Source organism: Streptomyces sp. NPDC001852 (assembly GCF_042891825.1).
Classification (GTDB): Bacteria; Actinomycetota; Actinomycetes; order Streptomycetales; family Streptomycetaceae; genus Streptomyces.
This window is the reverse complement of the sequence record NZ_JBIATN010000015.1, coordinates 26145-42795: the sequence shown is the minus strand read 5'-3', so window position 1 is coordinate 42795 and position 16651 is coordinate 26145. Positions and strand designations below refer to the sequence as shown.

General features: G+C 74.0%; 16 protein-coding genes. 8 read left to right on the top strand and 8 right to left on the bottom strand.

Annotated features, from left to right (window positions below; all coding sequences use genetic code 11):
* Window positions 1–49: 49 nt before the first annotated feature.
* The 3 genes from ACFYZB_RS25595 to ACFYZB_RS25585 all read right to left on the bottom strand — a co-directional run bounded on the left by ACFYZB_RS25595 (window position 50) and on the right by ACFYZB_RS25585 (window position 2078).
* Window positions 50–703, bottom strand: coding sequence for a maleylpyruvate isomerase N-terminal domain-containing protein (locus ACFYZB_RS25595; protein ID WP_388762766.1), 654 nt, complete (start codon window positions 701–703; stop codon window positions 50–52).
* A gap of 74 nt (window positions 704–777) precedes the next feature.
* Window positions 778–1143, bottom strand: coding sequence for a 5-carboxymethyl-2-hydroxymuconate Delta-isomerase (locus ACFYZB_RS25590; protein WP_388762764.1), 366 nt, complete (start codon window positions 1141–1143; stop codon window positions 778–780).
* Window positions 1144–1226: 83 nt separating this feature from the next.
* Entirely contained in the window at window positions 1227–2078 is an 852-nt protein-coding gene (locus ACFYZB_RS25585) for a helix-turn-helix transcriptional regulator (protein ID WP_388762762.1), read from the bottom strand.
* An 88-nt stretch (window positions 2079–2166) separates the two neighbouring features.
* Between ACFYZB_RS25585 and ACFYZB_RS25580 the strand changes: the two genes are divergently transcribed.
* Window positions 2167–2958: a glucose 1-dehydrogenase gene (locus ACFYZB_RS25580; protein ID WP_351217555.1), complete on the top strand. Its 792-nt coding sequence runs from the start codon at window positions 2167–2169 to the stop codon at window positions 2956–2958.
* Window positions 2959–2971: 13 nt separating this feature from the next.
* Here the strand turns inward: ACFYZB_RS25580 and ACFYZB_RS25575 are convergent, their stop codons facing one another.
* On the bottom strand, window positions 2972–3844 hold the full coding sequence (locus ACFYZB_RS25575; protein ID WP_388762760.1) for an SGNH/GDSL hydrolase family protein: 873 nt from the start codon (window positions 3842–3844) through the stop codon (window positions 2972–2974).
* Window positions 3845–4378: 534 nt separating this feature from the next.
* Between ACFYZB_RS25575 and ACFYZB_RS25570 the strand changes: the two genes are divergently transcribed.
* Together ACFYZB_RS25570 and ACFYZB_RS25565 are read left to right on the top strand one after the other, a co-directional pair.
* Complete coding sequence (locus ACFYZB_RS25570) at window positions 4379–5368, top strand: NAD-dependent epimerase/dehydratase family protein (protein ID WP_388762758.1); 990 nt, start codon at window positions 4379–4381, stop codon at window positions 5366–5368.
* An 86-nt stretch (window positions 5369–5454) separates the two neighbouring features.
* Window positions 5455–5760 carry a hypothetical protein gene (locus ACFYZB_RS25565; protein WP_351217550.1) on the top strand — a complete coding sequence of 102 codons (306 nt, stop codon included), beginning with the start codon at window positions 5455–5457 and terminating at the stop codon, window positions 5758–5760.
* A gap of 10 nt (window positions 5761–5770) precedes the next feature.
* On the opposite strand, the gene ACFYZB_RS25560 is transcribed toward ACFYZB_RS25565, so the two are convergent.
* Both ACFYZB_RS25560 and ACFYZB_RS25555 read right to left on the bottom strand, forming a co-directional pair.
* The gene (locus ACFYZB_RS25560) at window positions 5771–6877 is read right to left on the bottom strand and encodes a sensor histidine kinase (RefSeq protein WP_388762756.1); all 1107 of its coding nucleotides are present in this window, start codon (window positions 6875–6877) and stop codon (window positions 5771–5773) included.
* A gap of 2 nt (window positions 6878–6879) precedes the next feature.
* The gene (locus tag ACFYZB_RS25555; RefSeq protein ID WP_388762754.1) at window positions 6880–7623 is read right to left on the bottom strand and encodes a response regulator transcription factor; all 744 of its coding nucleotides are present in this window, start codon (window positions 7621–7623) and stop codon (window positions 6880–6882) included.
* 111 nt (window positions 7624–7734) lie between these two features.
* Between ACFYZB_RS25555 and ACFYZB_RS25550 the strand changes: the two genes are divergently transcribed.
* Genes ACFYZB_RS25550 through ACFYZB_RS25540 form a run of 3 tightly spaced genes read left to right on the top strand, consistent with a single transcriptional unit; the run spans window position 7735 to window position 9793 of the window.
* A complete protein-coding gene (locus ACFYZB_RS25550; protein ID WP_388762752.1) occupies window positions 7735–8427 on the top strand; it encodes a glycosyltransferase family 2 protein in 693 nt (230 codons plus the stop codon).
* Entirely contained in the window at window positions 8424–9041 is a 618-nt protein-coding gene (locus ACFYZB_RS25545; RefSeq protein WP_388762751.1) for a DUF2064 domain-containing protein, read from the top strand. The genes ACFYZB_RS25550 and ACFYZB_RS25545 overlap by 4 nt, the downstream gene beginning before the upstream one ends.
* On the top strand, window positions 9038–9793 hold the full coding sequence (locus ACFYZB_RS25540; RefSeq protein WP_388762749.1) for a class I SAM-dependent methyltransferase: 756 nt from the start codon (window positions 9038–9040) through the stop codon (window positions 9791–9793). The genes ACFYZB_RS25545 and ACFYZB_RS25540 overlap by 4 nt, the downstream gene beginning before the upstream one ends.
* A gap of 313 nt (window positions 9794–10106) precedes the next feature.
* Here ACFYZB_RS25540 and ACFYZB_RS25535 read toward each other — a convergent pair whose 3' ends face one another.
* Window positions 10107–11339, bottom strand: coding sequence for a molybdopterin-dependent oxidoreductase (locus tag ACFYZB_RS25535; RefSeq protein ID WP_388762747.1), 1233 nt, complete (start codon window positions 11337–11339; stop codon window positions 10107–10109).
* A gap of 113 nt (window positions 11340–11452) precedes the next feature.
* Here ACFYZB_RS25535 and ACFYZB_RS25530 point away from each other — a divergent pair, with 113 nt between their 5' ends.
* On the top strand, window positions 11453–12787 hold the full coding sequence (locus tag ACFYZB_RS25530; RefSeq protein WP_388762745.1) for a hypothetical protein: 1335 nt from the start codon (window positions 11453–11455) through the stop codon (window positions 12785–12787).
* 152 nt (window positions 12788–12939) lie between these two features.
* A complete protein-coding gene (locus ACFYZB_RS25525) occupies window positions 12940–16101 on the top strand; it encodes an amidohydrolase family protein (RefSeq protein ID WP_388762743.1) in 3162 nt (1053 codons plus the stop codon).
* 57 nt (window positions 16102–16158) lie between these two features.
* Here the strand turns inward: ACFYZB_RS25525 and ACFYZB_RS25520 are convergent, their stop codons facing one another.
* Window positions 16159–16602 (bottom strand): DNA-binding protein, encoded by a 444-nt coding sequence (locus ACFYZB_RS25520; RefSeq protein WP_351217533.1) that lies wholly within the window; start codon window positions 16600–16602, stop codon window positions 16159–16161.
* Window positions 16603–16651: the final 49 nt, after the last annotated feature.

The window sequence follows — 16651 nt, the reverse complement described above, 5'->3', positions numbered from 1 at the left end:
CGGAAGCCTTCGACCGAGCAGCGGGGAGCGAGGAGCCGGGACGGGCCGCTCAGCCGAGAACGAACGGGAGTTCGGCGGCGAGGTCACCCAGCGCGGCCTTCTCCACGTCGGTCGGCGTACGGCGTCCCGTGCCGATCAGCAGTGCTTCCCTGTCGGAGAACGCGGCGGGGAACGCGCTCCCGGCGATCTTCTCCAGCGACGCCCGCGCCGCCGCGAGGGTCTCGGCGGGCGGTTCGGCTGCCGACGGCAGATGGGCGATCAGGTCGAGGTGGTGCAAGGTCCACTCGACCACGTACGCGGACAGGTAGTCGCCGACGGTCAGCACCTCGTCGCGCGTGCCGACCCGGACCGCCGGATCGGCGAGTTCGGCCGCACGGCCCGCCGCGGAACCGACGTCGTCCAAGTGGAACTTCAGCCAACGCGGCTCGCCGTAGGCGGCGGCCAGCCGGGGGATCAGCGCGTCGAGCGGATCCTCGCCGGTCGGTGGTTCGACCAGGTTCCAGTAGGTGACCGCGTCCACGGTCGGTTCGGTGTCAGCGGGTGTGACCAGGGTGATCAGGACGTCCTGGGCATCGATGACCAGGTGGCACACCAGGTCCCGCACCAGCCAGCCGGTACAGCCGGACGGCCGCTCGAAGTCCTCGTCCGGAACTTCCGCGACCGCTGTGCGTAATGCCGTCCACGAGTGTGAGAAGAGATCCACCGGCCGCACGGTAGTGCGAGGCCGACGGCGCGGACAACCGAATTCGCGCGGGCCGGAACCTGCTCCGGCCCCGCTCACCGAGCGGAGGGCGAAAGCCTGTAGGTGGCCGCCAGGTCGCGGACCTCCACCGACAGGAACACCCTCTCCTCACCCCCGTCGTCCGCCGGCAGATGCTTGGCGAGCAGCGCCAGAACGCTCTCCGACAGCCGCGCCTTCCGCGCCTCCGACCGGCCGGGCATGAGACCGACCTCCACGTGGACGAAAGCGGCCTCCCGGCTCCGCCCGTCCCCGGCATACGTCTCCGCCGGCCGGAGCAGCGTCTTGCACACGCCCGACGTACCGGACTCCTCGACCACGAGCGGGTGGAGCTCCTCCACAAGGGCGCGAGCGTCGAAGGCCGCGGCCAGTCGGGAGGAGTAGTCGATGGTGAGGTGCGGCATGGAGGGCCTTTCACGCGTTCCCCGTAGTTTCGCCAGGCAACTATTTTCCCTCATGCCCTGCCCGCACCGTACGGCGGGTCGGCTCAGCGGGCGGCGTCCATGCGCTGGGTGCCGATGACCGACAGCAGCCGCAGTGCCTCCTCGGACGGTGTGCCGGGGACGGCGGTGTAGATCACGACCTGCTGGTCCCGGTCGCTGAGGTCGAGGGCGTCACAGTCGACGGTGACCGGCCCGACCAGCGGATGCCGGAACGTCTTGCGGAGGGTGGGTTCGCCGTCCACGTCGTGCGCGTCCCACAGCCGGGCGAACTCCTCGCTGCTGTCGCGGAGTTCGCGGATCAGCCCGGTCACCTCGGGATCGTCGGGGTAGCGGGCGGCGGCGGTGCGCAGCCGGCGTACCGCGTGCCGGGCGAACGCGTCGGCGTCGGACACGCCGTACAGGCGCCGCCCCTCGGAGCGTCGGCCGAGGAAGGCGCGGCGCGCGAGGTTGCGGTCGCGACGCGGCAGTGCCGAGAAGTCCTCCATCAGGGCGGCTGCCAGTTCGTTCCAGGCGAGCACCTCCAGCGTGGCCGACGTGACGAAGGCCGCGGACTGCGGGAGCCGGTGGATCAGGTCGAGGATGCCCTGCCGCACCTCGCGCGGGGGTCCGGGTGCACGGTCGGGCGGGGCTCCGGCCAGCAGATGGAGGTGCTCGCGTTCGGCGTCCGACAGCCGCAGGGCGCGGGCCAGCCCGGCCAGTACCTCACGGGACGGGCGCGGGCCGCGGGCCTGCTCCAGCCGGGTGTAGTACTCGGTCGAGATGAACGCCAGCTGCGCCACCTCCTCGCGGCGCAGCCCCGGTGTGCGCCGGCGCGGCCCGGCGGCCAGGCCCACGTCGGCAGGGCTGATCCGCTCGCGCCTGCTGCGCAGGAATCCCGCCAGTTCCACTCTGTCCACGCCTCCAGTGTGCGGGTGTGCCGCGAGCCCGATCCAGGTACTGAGGGTGCCTGGCTCGGGCCCGTCCCGCGGGCGCACGCTCGCTGCCATGGACAACACACCGAACAAGGGCACGCCCCCGCGGGGCCTGTTGGCCGGCAAGGTCGCCTTCATCACCGGCGCCGGGCGCGGGATCGGCGCCGCCGCGGCGCGGCTCTTCGCCCGGGAAGGGGCCCGGGTCCTGCTCGCGGCCCGCACCGAGGCTCAGCTGAAGGCCGTCACCGAGGAGGTGCGGGCGGCCGGCGGCACCGCGGACCACGTCGTGTGCGACCTGGCCGACACCGCGAGCGTGCGGGCCGCCGTGGACCGTACCGTCGACCTGTACGGCCGCCTCGACATCGCTTTCAACAACGGCGCGACGATCCAGCCGCCGGGCCCCATGGACCAGCTCCCGGAGGCGGGGTTCGACCACGTGTACAGGGTGAACCTCAAGAGCGTGTGGCTGGCCATGGTCGCCGAGGTCGCCGCCATCCGGGCCACCGCCGGCACGGGCGCCATCGTCAACAACTCGTCCGTCGGCAGTCTGCGGGGCAACCCCGAACTGCCCGCGTACGGTGCGATGAAGCGGGCGGTGAACAGCCTCACCGAGTCGGCGGCGGTGACGTACGGCCCCGAGGGCATCCGCGTCAACGCGATCGCGCCCGGCAACACCCTGACGGAGATGATCCGGGCCTGGGAAGCGGAGGCGCCCGGCCTTCAGGACCGGCTCACGGCGCTCACCCCGCTGCGCCGTGCGGCCGTTCCCGAGGAGATCGCCGAGGCCGCCGCCTGGCTGCTGAGCGACCGTTCCTCCTTCGTGACGGGCACGGTGCTGCGGGTCGACGGCGGCGCACGCGCCTGACCGGGCGCGGGGGTCAGCCGAGCCCGAGGACACTCATGGTGCGCTCGGCCATGCGCTGCTCGCCGAGCGCGTTGGGGTGGACCGGGACGATGTTCTGCCCGAAGAGGAGCGGCTCGATCCATCGGGTGCCGACGGCCTGGCACGCGTCGTGTCCCTCGGACGCCTCGGAGAAGTCCACGTACGTGGCCCCGGTCTCCGCTGCGGCGCGTTGCACGACGGCGTTGAGATGGGCCTGCAGCGCGTGCAGGTAGGGCACGTCGCCGGACGCGACCGGGAGCCGGGCGAAGCAGGACGGGTCGGCGGTGGCGGGCGTGATCCACGGGTAACCCAGCACGGCGACGCGGGCGTTGGGAGCCTTGGCCCGCACGGCGCGCAGCGCGTTCTTCAGCGCGGGGTAGGTCTTCGCGTCGACCGCGTCGTCGAAGGAGGTGCCGTAGGTGTCCTTGCACGGACTGCCCTTGCCCCCGCTGAGGATGCCCGCGCTGCCGCAGGCGAGCATGGCGCCTATGAAGGTGCCGTTGTCGTTGCCGCCGATCGTCAGCGTCACCAGGCCGGTGTCCGCGCCGACCGCGTCCGCCTGCGGGGCGACCCCGGGGTACTGGGACCCGGTGAAGTCCTTGGTCTGGGCGGCGCCACAGGTGACGTCCGTCAGCCGGGCCCCGGAGCGGGCGGCGATGACGTGGGGGTAGTTGGCCGTGGAGCGCAGGCAGACCAGGTTGCTCGCGTCGACGGGCAGGACGCCCGAGGCGGCGCTGTAACTGTCGCCGAGGGCGGCGTAGTTGAGCGGCGTCGTGGCGTGGGCGGGTACGGCGGCGGGACCGAGGGCCAGGGCGCCGGCGAGTGCGGAGGTCACGGCGACGGCCCGGCGCAGGGCAGGCTTGGGCATGGGCGGGTGCTCCCTCTTCTCGGGTGGGGGGACACAGAGCAGGCGGGCATGACGGGGCCCGCGCGTGTGCTGGTGCGCGAGAAAGCGGCGGCTCAGAGCAGTGGGGAAGTGACCGTTGGCGGGATTACCGCCGGGTTCTACCGATAGGTAATGTGCGGTCGCCGCGCCACGGAGTCAACGTTGTTGACAGAAATTCTTGAAACGGGCCTGACCGTGGGCGTCACCCGCCGTGTCCCCCGGTGAAACCAACTGTCCCCAGCTGAAACCAACCGCGTGCCGCAGCCGCGGACACCGCGAAAGCGGCACGCCTGACATGCCCCGACGGCCGCCGTGGCAGGCTCGGCAACCGGTCCTGGGGTTTGTGACGACGGACGCCCTCGGACGGCGGCCCGAACGCGGGCCGTGGGCCGCCGAGTGGGGGCGGTTCGACGCCCACAGGGGCCCGAGGACGGGCGGAGACCGCCACCCTTACCGAGTCGTGACGTGTCGGTCGTGTGCCCCGGTCCCGGCGCCCTCCGCGTCTAGCGTGGCCGTATGCGTGTACTGGTCACCGGCGGAGCCGGGTTCATCGGGTCCCATGTCGTCGAGGCGCTGCGGGCGCGCGGGCACGAGCCGCTCGTGTACGACGTCCGGCAGGATCCCGGCGCGGACGTGCGCAACCCGGCGTCCGTGGCCCGGGCGCTTGCCGGGGTGGACGCCGTCTGCCACCAGGCGGCGATGGTCGGGCTCGGCAACGGTGTCGCCGACGCGGCGGAGTACGTCTCGCGCAACGATCTCGGCACGGCCGTGCTGGTCGCGGCCATGGCGGAGGCGGGGGTACGGCGCCTGGTGCTCGCGGGGTCGATGGTGGTGTACGGGGAGGGGCGTTACGCCTGCCCCCGTCACGGGGTCGTACGCCCCGGACCGCGGACCGCGGCCGACCTGGAGGCGGGCCGCTTCGAACCGCCCTGCCCGCGGTGCGGCGCATCGCTCACCCCCGGTCTCGTCGCCGAGGACGCCCCGACCGACCCACGCAACGTCTACGCCGCGACCAAACTCGCCCAGGAACACCTGTCGGCCGCCTGGGCGCGCGCCACGGGCGGTACGGCGATCTCGTTGCGCTACCACAACGTGTACGGCCCCCGGATGCCCCGCGACACGCCGTACGCCGGCGTCGCCTCCTTCTTCCGCTCGGCCCTCGAACGCGGCGATGCTCCGCGGGTGTTCGAGGACGGCCGGCAACGGCGGGACTTCGTCCACGTACGGGACGTGGCCGCGGCCAACGTCCTGGCGCTGGAGGCCGGGCCCCGCCCGGGGACCCTCACGGCGTACAACACCGGCAGCGGTGAGCCGCACACGGTCGGCGACCTGGCCCGCGCCCTGTCCGCCGCCCACGGCGGCCCGGACCCGGTCGTCACCGGCGAGTACCGCCTGGGCGACGTCCGCCACATCACGGCGGACTCCTCGCGGCTGCGCGCGGAACTCGGCTGGAAGCCGGAGGTGGCCTTCGCGGACGGAATGCGGGAGTTCACGCGAACGCACTGAGCGTGTCCCCACCCGCGGGACGGCGTCGCCGTCGATCATGGCGTTGATTCGCAGGGACATCGCATGACCGAGTCGAAAGGACAGCCATGTCGCGACGGACCCCGAGGCCGACCCGCGCCCAGGTCGCAGCACTGCTCACCGCACCGGTGCTCGGCCTGGGCCTCCTCGTCCCACCGGCCTTCGCGGACACGCCGCCGCCCGGCCAGAAGATCGACGGCGCCACCGTCATCGACCGGGTCTGCCGGCAGGCGAACGACGATCCCGAGGACGGCCCGGGTCTGTCCTGCGAAAAGGACATCGCGCCGATGCTCTCGCGCCTCATCGGCCCGGGGAGCGGGCTCACCTGCCGGAGCCAGTCCCCGAGCGCCATCGACTGCCGCCGGGAGAGGTGACCGTTCGCGCCTACGCCGTCGGAAGGGTCACCTCGAAGCGGCAGCCGCCCGGGATGTTGCGGACGGTGGCCCGGCCCTGATGGGCCTCGACGATGCCCCGTACGATCGCCAGCCCCAGCCCCGCCCCGGCGGGCGGGGTCCGGGCGTCGGTGCCGCGCCAGCCCGTGTCGAAGACGCGCGGCAGGTCCTCCTCGGGGATGCCGCCGCAGCCGTCCGTGACGGACAGCACCACGCCGTCGTCGGTGCGCTCGGCGGCGACCGCGACGGTGCCGTCCGGCGGGGTCCGGCGGATGGCGTTGACCAGGAGGTTGCCGAGCACGCGTGTCATCTCCTTGCCGTCCACCTCCACCGGAACGGCTTCGACGCGATCGCCCACCAGCCGTACCCCGTGTTCCCGGGCGAGCGGGTCGGCGCCCGCCAGTGCGTCGCAGACCAGGTCGTACAGGGAGATCCGGGTCGGGCTCAGCGGGAGGGTGCCGGCATGGATGCGGGAGAGTTCGAAGAGGTCGCCGACCATGTCGTTGAGCCGTTCGACCTCGGTGCGGATCTGCTTGAGGTAGCGGCCGGGGTCGGCGGCCACGCCGTCCTCCAGCGCCTCCGACATGGCGCGCAGTCCGGCGAGCGGGGTGCGCAGGTCGTGCGAGATCCAGGCGACCAGCTCGCGCCGGGACTTCTCCAAGGCCCGCTCCCGTTCCCGGGATTCGGCCAGCCGTGCGCTGGTGGCGGCCAACTCGCGGCCGAGGGCGTCCAGTTCGGCGGTGGCCGGTCCGTGCGGGGCGGCGAAGGCGCCGGCGTCGCCGAAGGAGCGGGCGGCGTCGGTGAGTTCACGGCTGCGGGCGACGACCCAGCGGCCCAGGAGCAGCGCGGTGGCCAGGGAGACCACGGCCGCCATCGCGACGACGGTGGTGACCACGGTCAGGTCGTGGGAGGACAGGAACATCGCCCAGGCGACGGCGAGGGTGCCCGTGAGCATGGCGACGACGCCGACCGCCGCGACCACGGCGAGGGATGCGGTGAGCGAGCGGCGCCGGATCAGGCGCAGCACGCCCGCTCCCGCCACGCCCGCGGCCGCGGCGCCGGCGAAGGCGTAGAGGGCGATGAGGAGGGTGTCCCGCATGGTCAGTGCACCGCCTCGCCGGACCCGAGGCCGGGCTCGAAGCGGTAGCCCACGCCCCACACCGTCTGGATCAGGCGGGGCCTGGCCGGGTCGTCCTCGACCTTGCCGCGCAGCCGTCGGACGTGGACGGTGACGGTCGACAGGTCGCCGAAGTCCCAGCCCCAGACCTCGCGCATCAGATCCTCCCGGCTGTAGGCCCGGCCCGGATGCCGCAGGAAGAAGGCGAGCAGGTCGAACTCGCGGAGGGTGAGGGCGAGTTCGGTGCCGTTCTTGGTGGCCCGGCGGGCGTCGGGGTCGACGCTGAGTCCGGCCGCGGCGAGCCGGTGCCCGGTGGCGACGGGGCGGCTGCGGCGCAGCACCGACTCCACGCGCAGGACCAGCTCGCGGGGGCTGAAGGGCTTGGTGACGTAGTCGTCGGCGCCGACCTCCAGGCCCAGGATGCGGTCGTCCTCGTCGCCTCGGGCGGTCAGCATGATGACCGGCACGGGCCCGCCGTCCCGCATCCGCCGGCACACCTCCAGGCCGTCCATGCCGGGCAGCATCAGGTCGAGCACCACGAGGTCGGGCCGGTGCGCGGCGGCGTGGGCGAGGGCACTCGGGCCGTCGTCGGCGCGGTCGACCGCATAGCCGGCGCGGTGCAGATATCCGGTGACGACCTCGGCGACGGTCGGATCGTCGTCCACGACCAGGATCCGGGCCGTCTCGGCTGCGGCTTCGGTCCCGTGGGGCTCGTACAGCGGTTGCATGGCTCCAGCGTCGCACCGTGCGGTCCCCGGCGTGCGGCCGCGGGTCCGGCGTCCGCGTTTCGTAAGGACCATGAGTCCGATATGCCCGATCGGCGTTCGTAGGGTGAAACCGTGACGACCACTTCAGCGGACGTCGACGTGGTGCTGCCCTGCCTGGACGAGGCCGAGGCCCTGCCCTGGGTGCTCGGCCGGATCCCGGCCGGCTGGCGCGCCCTCGTCGTCGACAACGGTTCCACCGACGGCTCCCCCGGCATCGCCCGCGCGCTCGGCGCGACGGTGGTGCACGAGCCGCGGCGCGGTTTCGGCGCCGCCTGCCACACCGGACTGACCGCGGCCACGAGCGACATCGTGTGCTTCTGCGACTGCGACGCCTCCCTCGACCCCGCGCTGCTCGTTCCCTTCGTACGGGAGATCCGCGACGGCGCGGCCGACCTGGTCCTCGGCCGGCGGCGCCCCGAGGGCCGGGGCGCCTGGCCGGCCCACGCCCGCGCAGGCAACCTCGCGCTGGCCCGGATGCTGCGCCGCCGTACCGGGCTGCGCCTGCACGACCTGGGCCCGTTGCGCGCCGCCCGCCGTGAGCCGCTGCTCGCGCTGGGCCTCACCGACCGGCGCAGCGGCTATCCGCTGCAGATGGTCGTCCGCGCGGCCGACGCCGGCTGGCGCATCGCCGAGCACGACGTGCCCTACCGCCCGCGCACCGGCGCCTCCAAGGTGACGGGCACCTGGCGCGGCACCTGGCAGGCGGTGCGGGACATGAGCCGCGTGCTGGCCGAGACCCCGGCCGACGGGGGGATCGTACGGTGACCACGTTGCTCGTCATCGCCAAGGAACCGCTGCCGGGGCGGGTCAAGACCCGGCTCACCCCGCCGTTCACGCCGCAGCAGGCGGCTCAGCTCGCCGAGGCGGCGCTCGCGGACACCCTGCACGCCGTGGCGGCGGCGCCGGCGACCCGGCGGGTCCTCGTCCTCGACGGAACGCCGGGGAAGTGGCTGCCGGCCGGCTTCGACGTGGTGCCGCAGTGCTCGGGCACGCTGGACGAGCGGCTGGCGGACGCCTTCGCGCACTGCTCGAGCCCGGCGCTGCTCATCGGCATGGACACCCCGCAGGTGACGCCGGAGCTGCTCACCGTGGACTTCGCGGACTGCGACGCGTACTTCGGCCCGGCCGAGGACGGTGGTTTCTGGGCCCTGGGCCTGGCCGAGCCCGACCCCGCCCTGCTGCGGGGCGTGCCCATGTCGACGCCCGCGACCGGGGCCGTGCAGCGCGAGCGGCTGGTGGCCGCCGGGCTGCGGGTGCGCGAGCTGCCCCGGCTGCGGGACGTCGACACCGTCGCCGACGCGCACGCCGTCGCCGCGCTGGCTCCGCGCGGCCGGTTCGCGGCACGGCTGGCCGGCTGCACACCGGTCACCCCGCGATGAGGGGCGGCTCCGTCGCCTGGGCGGCCGCCGATCCCTACGCGGCCGCGCTGCGCACCGGCCGCGGCCCACTTTTCCTGCGCCGCACCGACGGCTGGCTGCTGCCGCTGGAGGTGGAGCGCTGGTGCGGGCGGGCCGACCAGGTCGACAGGGAGGTCCTGGACCGCTGCGAGGGCGCCGTCCTGGACGTCGGCTGCGGTCCCGGCCGGCTGGTGGCGGAACTCGCCGCCCGGGGCCGTACCGTGCTCGGCATCGACGTCAGCGCGGCCGCCGTCGACCACACGGTCCGCCTCGGCGGGCAGGCGCTGCGGCGCTCGGTCTTCGAGCCGTTGCCGGGCGAGGGCCGCTGGGACACGGTGCTCCTCATGGACGGCAACATCGGCATCGGCGGGCAGCCTTCCGTGCTGCTGGAGCGGGTGGCCGCGCTGCTGCGCCCGGGGGGTCTGCTGATCGCCGAGACCGTGCCGGGACACGTCGACGAACGCGCCCGGGTCCAGGTGGTCGACACGGTCGGCGCCGCCCGGGCCACCGGTGCCCCGTTTCCCTGGGCGCGCCTCGGCACCCCGGCCCTGCTGCGGTACGCGCGCAGGGCCGGGTGGCGGTCGGTGGCTCAGTGGTCGGCGGGCGGCCGGTGCTTCGCCGCCCTGCGCACGCGCCATGCGAGCAGCAGCGCCGAGCCGCCGAAGAGGACGGCGGTGATCAGCAGCCAGCGGGTGAGGAAGCCGTCCGGCGAGAGCCCGGTGGCCGACCGGTAGCGCCCGGCCGTCATGCCGCTGATCAGCGGGAACCAGACGAGCAGGAGCAGTCCGGACAGCAGGGCCGGGACGCGCACGTACAGCGTCCAGCCGCGCCGTCCGGCCGCTCCCAGGCCGCCGGTGACCGCCCGGTCGGCCAGCGTGTACAGCGGCAGCAGGACGAGATCGTGCAGCAGGGCGGCGCCCACGATCCACAGCGCCACGCCGAACCAGTCACCGGCGAGCAGCCGCACCCCGGCGTATGCGGCGAGAGCGAACGAGCAGGCGAGCAGCAGCAGTTGGAAGGGGCTGCCCAGGCTGAGGCGAGGCGGCATCACAGGTCTCCGAAGGTCAGCCGGCCCACCCACTTGGTGTTGAGCACACCGGGTGCCGCCGGGACGATGACCCGCGCCGGGTGGCCGTGGTCGGGGGACAGTTCCTCGCCGTTGACGAAGAGCGCGAGCAGAGAGCGTCCGTCGGCCACCTGGTTGGCGCGCAGGGCCGCACGCCGGAACGCTCCGTGCCGTTGCAGGGACTCCACGAGCACGTCCGGCGGATCGCCGTCGTAGCCGACGAGCGCGGCGAGGTCGCGCAGTCGTACGCCGCGCCACCACTGGTCGGCCGTCGACCAGCCCTCCACGCAGGCGATGGGCAACGAGGCACTGTGCTGCGGCAGTCGAAGCAGCTGGGCGCGGCTGAGCCGGACGGTTCCGGTGCGGCCGGTGACGACGAGCCGCCAGGCGTCCTCGTGGGTGTCGGCCGGGGTGATGCCGGCGTAGGCGGCGGTCTTGTTGATCTGGAAGCCGTTCGGGCCCCCACCGGGATCGGCGGTGCCGTGCGGCGCGAGCAGGGCCGTACGGCGGAAGGGCCCGCCCAGGCTCTGCCCGACCGTGGTCAGGAACAGCAGCAGGGAACCACCGCCGACCAGCCCCAGCGCGCCGCGCCGGGAGACGGTGGGCGCCGCGGGGCGCGGGGAGACGAGGTCGTTCTGCTCCTGCCTGCGCCGCCGCACGGCGCGTACCGCTGCCGGTGTCTTCAGCGCGGCGTGTGCGACGAACGCGGCGAAGAACACCCATGCGCCGTAGAAGTGCAGCGGGTAGAAGGAGCCCGGGAAGACATAGTCCAGCTGGACGTTGAGGACTCCGGTGGTGAACTCGAACAGCCCTCCCCCGACCAGCAGTACCAGGGAGATCCGCTCCAGTGCGTGCGCCAGGGAGCGGGCCGGCGGCAGGGTGAAGAGCCTCGGCACCACCGACCACAGCTTGGCCAGCAGCACGGGGATCAGGGTGATGCCGAGGGTGACGTGGACACCTTGGGTGAGCCGGTACAGCCACACCGGGTCGGTGGGCCAGGCGAAGAGGTAGAAGCCCAGGAGGCCCTTGTCCGGGGTCATGTCGTTCACCCGGGACAGGCCCGGGTTGTAGGCGGCGTACGACACCAGGCCCGTCACGAACAGCACGGTGATGCCGACGAGCAGGACGAGGCCGAGCACCGAGGTGAACCAGGGGCCGCGCAGGGGGCTGCGCCAGAAGCCTGGGGAAGTGGGAAGCCGGGGATGGTCGCGCATGTCCCGACCGTAGGCCGCAGGACGCCCGGGAAAGGGCTCGCGACCGGTGACGAAACGCTGACGTCGGGCCCGCACGGCGGCCGGTCGCCGATCCCCCGGCCTAGCGTTCCGGTGTGACCCGATCTCTCCGCCACGACCTGTACGCCGCCGGTGCCGTTGCCCTCCTCGTGACGGCGGCCGTCGTCGTCGGCCGGCACATCCAGGACACCCGCCACACCCTGATCGTGCACTGGCCGCCGCTGTTCGCGGACTGGGACCCCCACCTCGGCCCCGGCACCCCGGCGGCCCTGGCGGTGGCGGCGGCCACCGTGGCCCACGGCCCCGCCGTCGCGGCCCGGCTGCCCTGGCGCGGGCTGCTCGCGGCGGCCTGGGCGGCCGCCCTGTCCTGGATCCTGTCCCTCGCCCTGGTGGACGGCTGGCACCGGGGCATCGCGGTCAGGCTGACCACCACCAACGAATACCTCCGGGTCATCGGCCGCTTCCACGACATCCCGGCCACTCTGCGCGACTTCTCCCACCACATCGTCAGCGGCACCCCCGACCCCTGGCCCGCCCATATCGCCGGCCACCCGCCGGCCGCCACGCTCACCTTCGTGCTGCTGGACCGGATCGGACTGCGGGGCGGCGGCTGGGCCGGGATGTGGTGCATCACGGTCGGTGCGACCGGCTGCGTGGCCGTGCTGATCGCGCTGCGCGCGCTGGCCGACGAGACGCTCGCGCGCCGGGCGGCGCCGTTCCTGGTGCTGGCCCCGGCCGCGGTGTGGCAGGGCACCTCGGCCGACGCCTACTTCGCGGCCGTCGCCGCCTGGTCGCTGGCCCTGCTCGCCCTGGCCCTGACCCGACGGTCCCACGGGTACGCGGCGGCCTCGGGGCTCCTCTTCGGCCTGACCTGCTACCTCTCCTACGGTCTCACGCTGTTCGCCCTGATCGGCGCGGCAGTCGTCGCGCTCGCGCGCCGCGAACTGCGGGACCGCCCGGCCGTCCTGGTGTCCCTGCTCGCCGGACTGGCCGTGGTCCCCGTGCTGTTCACGCTCGCCGGTTTCGACTGGTGGCACGCCTACCGCCTCCTCGTCACGCGCTACTACCAGGGCGTCGGCGGCACCCGTCCCTACGGCTACTGGGTCTGGGCCAACCTCGCCTGCACCGCCCTCATCACCGGCCCGGCCACGGCGGCGGGTCTGCGCCGGACGACCAGGGCGCTGCTCCCGGGGACCGGCGCCCGGCGCCCCGCGGACCTGCGTCTGGCGCTTCTGGTCTCCGTGGCGCTGTACGCCCTGCTGGTCGCCGACCTGTCCGGGATGAGCAAGGCGGAGACGGAACGGATCTGGCTGCCCTTCGCCCTCTGGCTCCTCCCCGCCTGCGCCCTCCTCCCCCACCCCCGCCCCTGGCTCACCGCGCAGGCCGTCCTGGCCCTGCTCCTCAACCATCTGCTGCTGACGGGCTGGTGAGTGCTCCCGAGCAGGGTGACGCCCCGTGACCGTCGTGCGATCCGGGCGTTGCCCCGGACGTGGGGCGGGGCCGTTGTGGCCGGAATGGCGTACTGGTGCGGGGCGTACCGCTGCCACTTCGCTGAGCAGAGACGGCAGGAAGGACAGGGGAGATGGACTTCGGCAGCGTCGGTCGGCGCGGATTTCTCGGTACGGCGGCGGCAGGGCTGGTCACAGCGGTCTCCGCGCGGCCGGCGACGGCGGCAGGAGCCCCGGCCGGACCGGGCGTCCCGGCCCGCGCCGGCGAACGGGTGCTCACCTACACGCAGGTGACCGGCGGTTCGGTCACCGGAAGCCCGGCCGCCGGTGACCTGATCGCCGAAGTCCAGGGGGCGCTGTGGCGGGTGTCCCGGGACGGCGGACGGGCCGTGCAGGTGACGGGCTGGGAGCTGGAGGCGACGCGCCCCGCGCTGTCGCCCGACGGGAAGACGCTGGCCGTGTGCGGTTACCGCGGGGGTGGCTTCCACCTGTGGTCGCTGCGGACGGACGGCGGCGGGCTGCGGCAGTTGACGGACGGGCCCTGGGACGACCGCGGGGTCGCGTGGTCGCCGGACGGCACCCGACTGGCCTTCTCCTCCGAACGCGGCGGGGACGCCACGTCCGGTTCCTCCTACGGGCTGTGGGTGCTGGACGTGGCCGACGGCCGGCTACGGCGGCTCACCGGCGGGGACCACGAGGACTTCGATCCGGCCTGGTCGGCGGACGGGCGGTCGCTGGTGTGCGTGCGCGCCGCCCACACGCCGGGCGGCGGCAACGACGGCGGGCTGTCGCTCGTCCGCGTGCCGGTGTCGGGCGGCCCGGCCCAGGTGCTGCGCACGGTGACCGGCGGCCGGCTGCTGTGCCCGTCCGTCTCACCCGCGGGGCGGATCGCATATGTGCAGCTGACCGGCGCGGGCAGCCCCGGGCAGCCGGCCGACGCGGCACGGCTGGTGGTCGACGGTGAGGTCGTCACGGCCGACGAGGACCTGGCGGCCGCTCCGCCGTGCTGGCTGAGCGAGGACGAGCTGCTGTACGTCGGGGACGGCCGGATCCGTGTCCGCTCCCTCACCAGGTCCTCGGTGCGGGAGGTTCCCTTCACCGCGCGGATGACGGTGCCCGGTCCGTCCCGGGGACGTCGACGGGCGCCGCTCGCACCGGAGTTCCCGGCCCCGGTGCGCGGTCTGCACCGGCCGGCTCTGTCCCCGGACGGTCGCAGCGTGGCCTTCGTGGCGCTGAACGCCCTGTGGGTGCTGCCGGTCGACGGCACGCCGCGCAAGCTGCTCCAGGCCGACGACGTGCACTTGGTGCAGATGCCGGCGTGGGCACCGGACGGGCGCAGCCTGCTGTACTGCACGGACCGGGACGGGCTGGTGGCCGTACGCCGTCATCACCTCGGCAGTGGCGCCGACGAGCCGTTGACCGAGGGCGGCCGGCTGTATCCCGCGCTGTCACCGGACGGCTCCCGGCTGGCCTGCCAGGACGTGACCGGGAACCTGCTGCTGCGCACCCTGGCCACGGGCGCCGAGGAGGTGCTGGCCCGGCCGCTGGCCACCGACGGGCCGCCCGGCGCGCCCACCTGGTCGCCCGACGGCCGGTACGTGGCGTTCTGCGACCGCAACCGGCTCAACCAGCGGTTCCGCGAGGGCTACAACCTGATCCGCGTCATCGACACCCGCACCGGCGGTGAACGCCGTCACCTGCCCGCCGAGCACCAGTCGCTGTCCGACCGGGTCGCCTCCGGGCCGGTGTGGTCGCCCGACGGCCACTGGATGGCGCTGGTCGCCGAGTCGGCGCTGTGGCTGCTGCCCGTGACGGCCGACGGCACCCCGGCCGGCCCGGCCCGCCGGATCACCGACGAGCCGGCCGACCACCCCAGCTGGTCCGCGGACTCCGGCACGCTCCTGTACCTGTCCGAGGGCCGGCTGCGCCGGCTCTCCCTCACCACCGCACGCGCCCGCACGCTCCCGCTCGGCCTGACCACCGGGCGCCCGGCGAGCGACGTGGCCGAACCGCTGCGGATCCACGCCGGCCTGCTGTGGGACGGCACCGGCACGCCGCCCCGGCACGACGTCGACATCCTCGTCACCGGCAAGCGGATCACCGCCGTCGAGCCGCACCGGGCCCGCCGCCCCGGACACCGCACCCTCGACGCCTCCGGCCGGACCGTCGTCCCCGGCCTCGTCGACAGCCACACCCACCCGTACCCGGCCACCTACGGCGCCCGCCAGAGCCTGACCACGCTCGCGTACGGCATCACGACCACGTTCTGCCTGGGCAGCCCGCTGTACGACGCGGTACGGCTGCGCGAGGCGGCCGGCTGCGGGACCCTGCTCGGCCCGCGGCAGCTCGCCTGCGCCGAACTGATCGACGGCGCGCGCACCGCGTACAGCATGGGCCGAGCCCACCGCACCCGGGACGGTGTCCGGCGCACGCTCCGGCGCGCCGCCGCCCTGGACGTCGACTTCGTGAAGACGTATGTGCGCGCCCCGGGCGAGGTCATGGCCGAGGCGGCCGAGGTGGCCCATGCGCTGGGCCTGCCCACCGGCAGCCATCTGTGCGCGCCGGGCCGGGCGGCGGGACAGGACCTGACCACCCATCTGCAGGCCACCCAGCGCCTGGAGTACGGGCATGCCACCACCCCGCTCGGCCGCATCGGCCAGGATCTGGTGCAGCAGTACGCCGACGGCTCCTTCGCCCTGATCATCACGCCGTTCAGCGCGCAGATCCTGCTCGCCGCCGATCCCGGGCTCGCCGAGGATCCGCGCGTCACGCACCTCATGCCGCCCTGGGACGTCGCCGTCGTCCGCGCACACGCCCGCACCGTGCCCACGGACGCGCAACGGCGGGCCCTGGCCGCCGAGATGGCCGACTACCGGCGCCTCGCTTCGAACGGCGCCCGTATCGCCCTGGGCACCGACGCGCCCCTGGTCCCGGTCGGGCTCTCGCTGCATCTGGGCCTGCGGGCCCTGGTCGCGCACGGCTTCACCGCCGCCGAGGCCCTGCACACCGCGACCGTGGAGCCGGCCCGTCTGTTCGGTCTCGACGCCGACCTCGGGACGGTGGAGGAGGGCAGGATCGCCGACCTGGCGATCGTCGACGGAGACCCGTTCTCCGACTTCGACGCCCTCGTCCGCATTCCGGTCGTGGTGCGCGAGGGAGTCCCGTACGCGCAGGGCGACTTGACGTCGGCTCACCGTTCCGCCGTGGTGCCCCAACCTCCCCAGGACATGTCCTGGCTGAAGGTGGCCGAACGGCTCCGGCGGGGGTCGTGCTGCCATCCTGGTGCGGACGGGTGAGGCACCTTTGGCTGAGGGACGGCCGGCGCCCCCGGGTGGCGCCGGCCGGTCCGGGTGTCAGGCGTCCTCGTCGTCGGTGGTGGTGCGGTCGGCCAGTCGTTCGTAACGCTGTCGGGCGGCCTGCGGTGTGCCGAGCCCGAGACCGAAGGCGATCTCGGGCCAGGTCATGCCCCGGCCGCGGGCCATCTGGAGGAGCGAGGCCTCCAGTTCGTCCAGCTCCGCTCGCACCAGCGGGACGAGGCTCAACGCGGCCGTGATGTCGGCACGGTCCACCTCCGGCTCGCCCTCGTCGAGCAGCGCGGCCCCGCTCAGCAGGAAGGTCACGAGCCGGACCGCCTCGTGCGGCGCGACGAGCGACGGGTGGGTCTGGCGACGCCGTTGCTCGTCCGTCGCCGCATGCCGCTCGGCGATGCGGAAGAGGGAGGCGTGGACCCGCTGGGCGCGCGCCTGCTCCGGCCGCGGCGGGCTGAAGGGGTCGGTGTGATCGGTGGTTGATGACATGCGACGAGGGTCCCGGCCAACACGACGTGACGTCAACTGTTTATTGTGA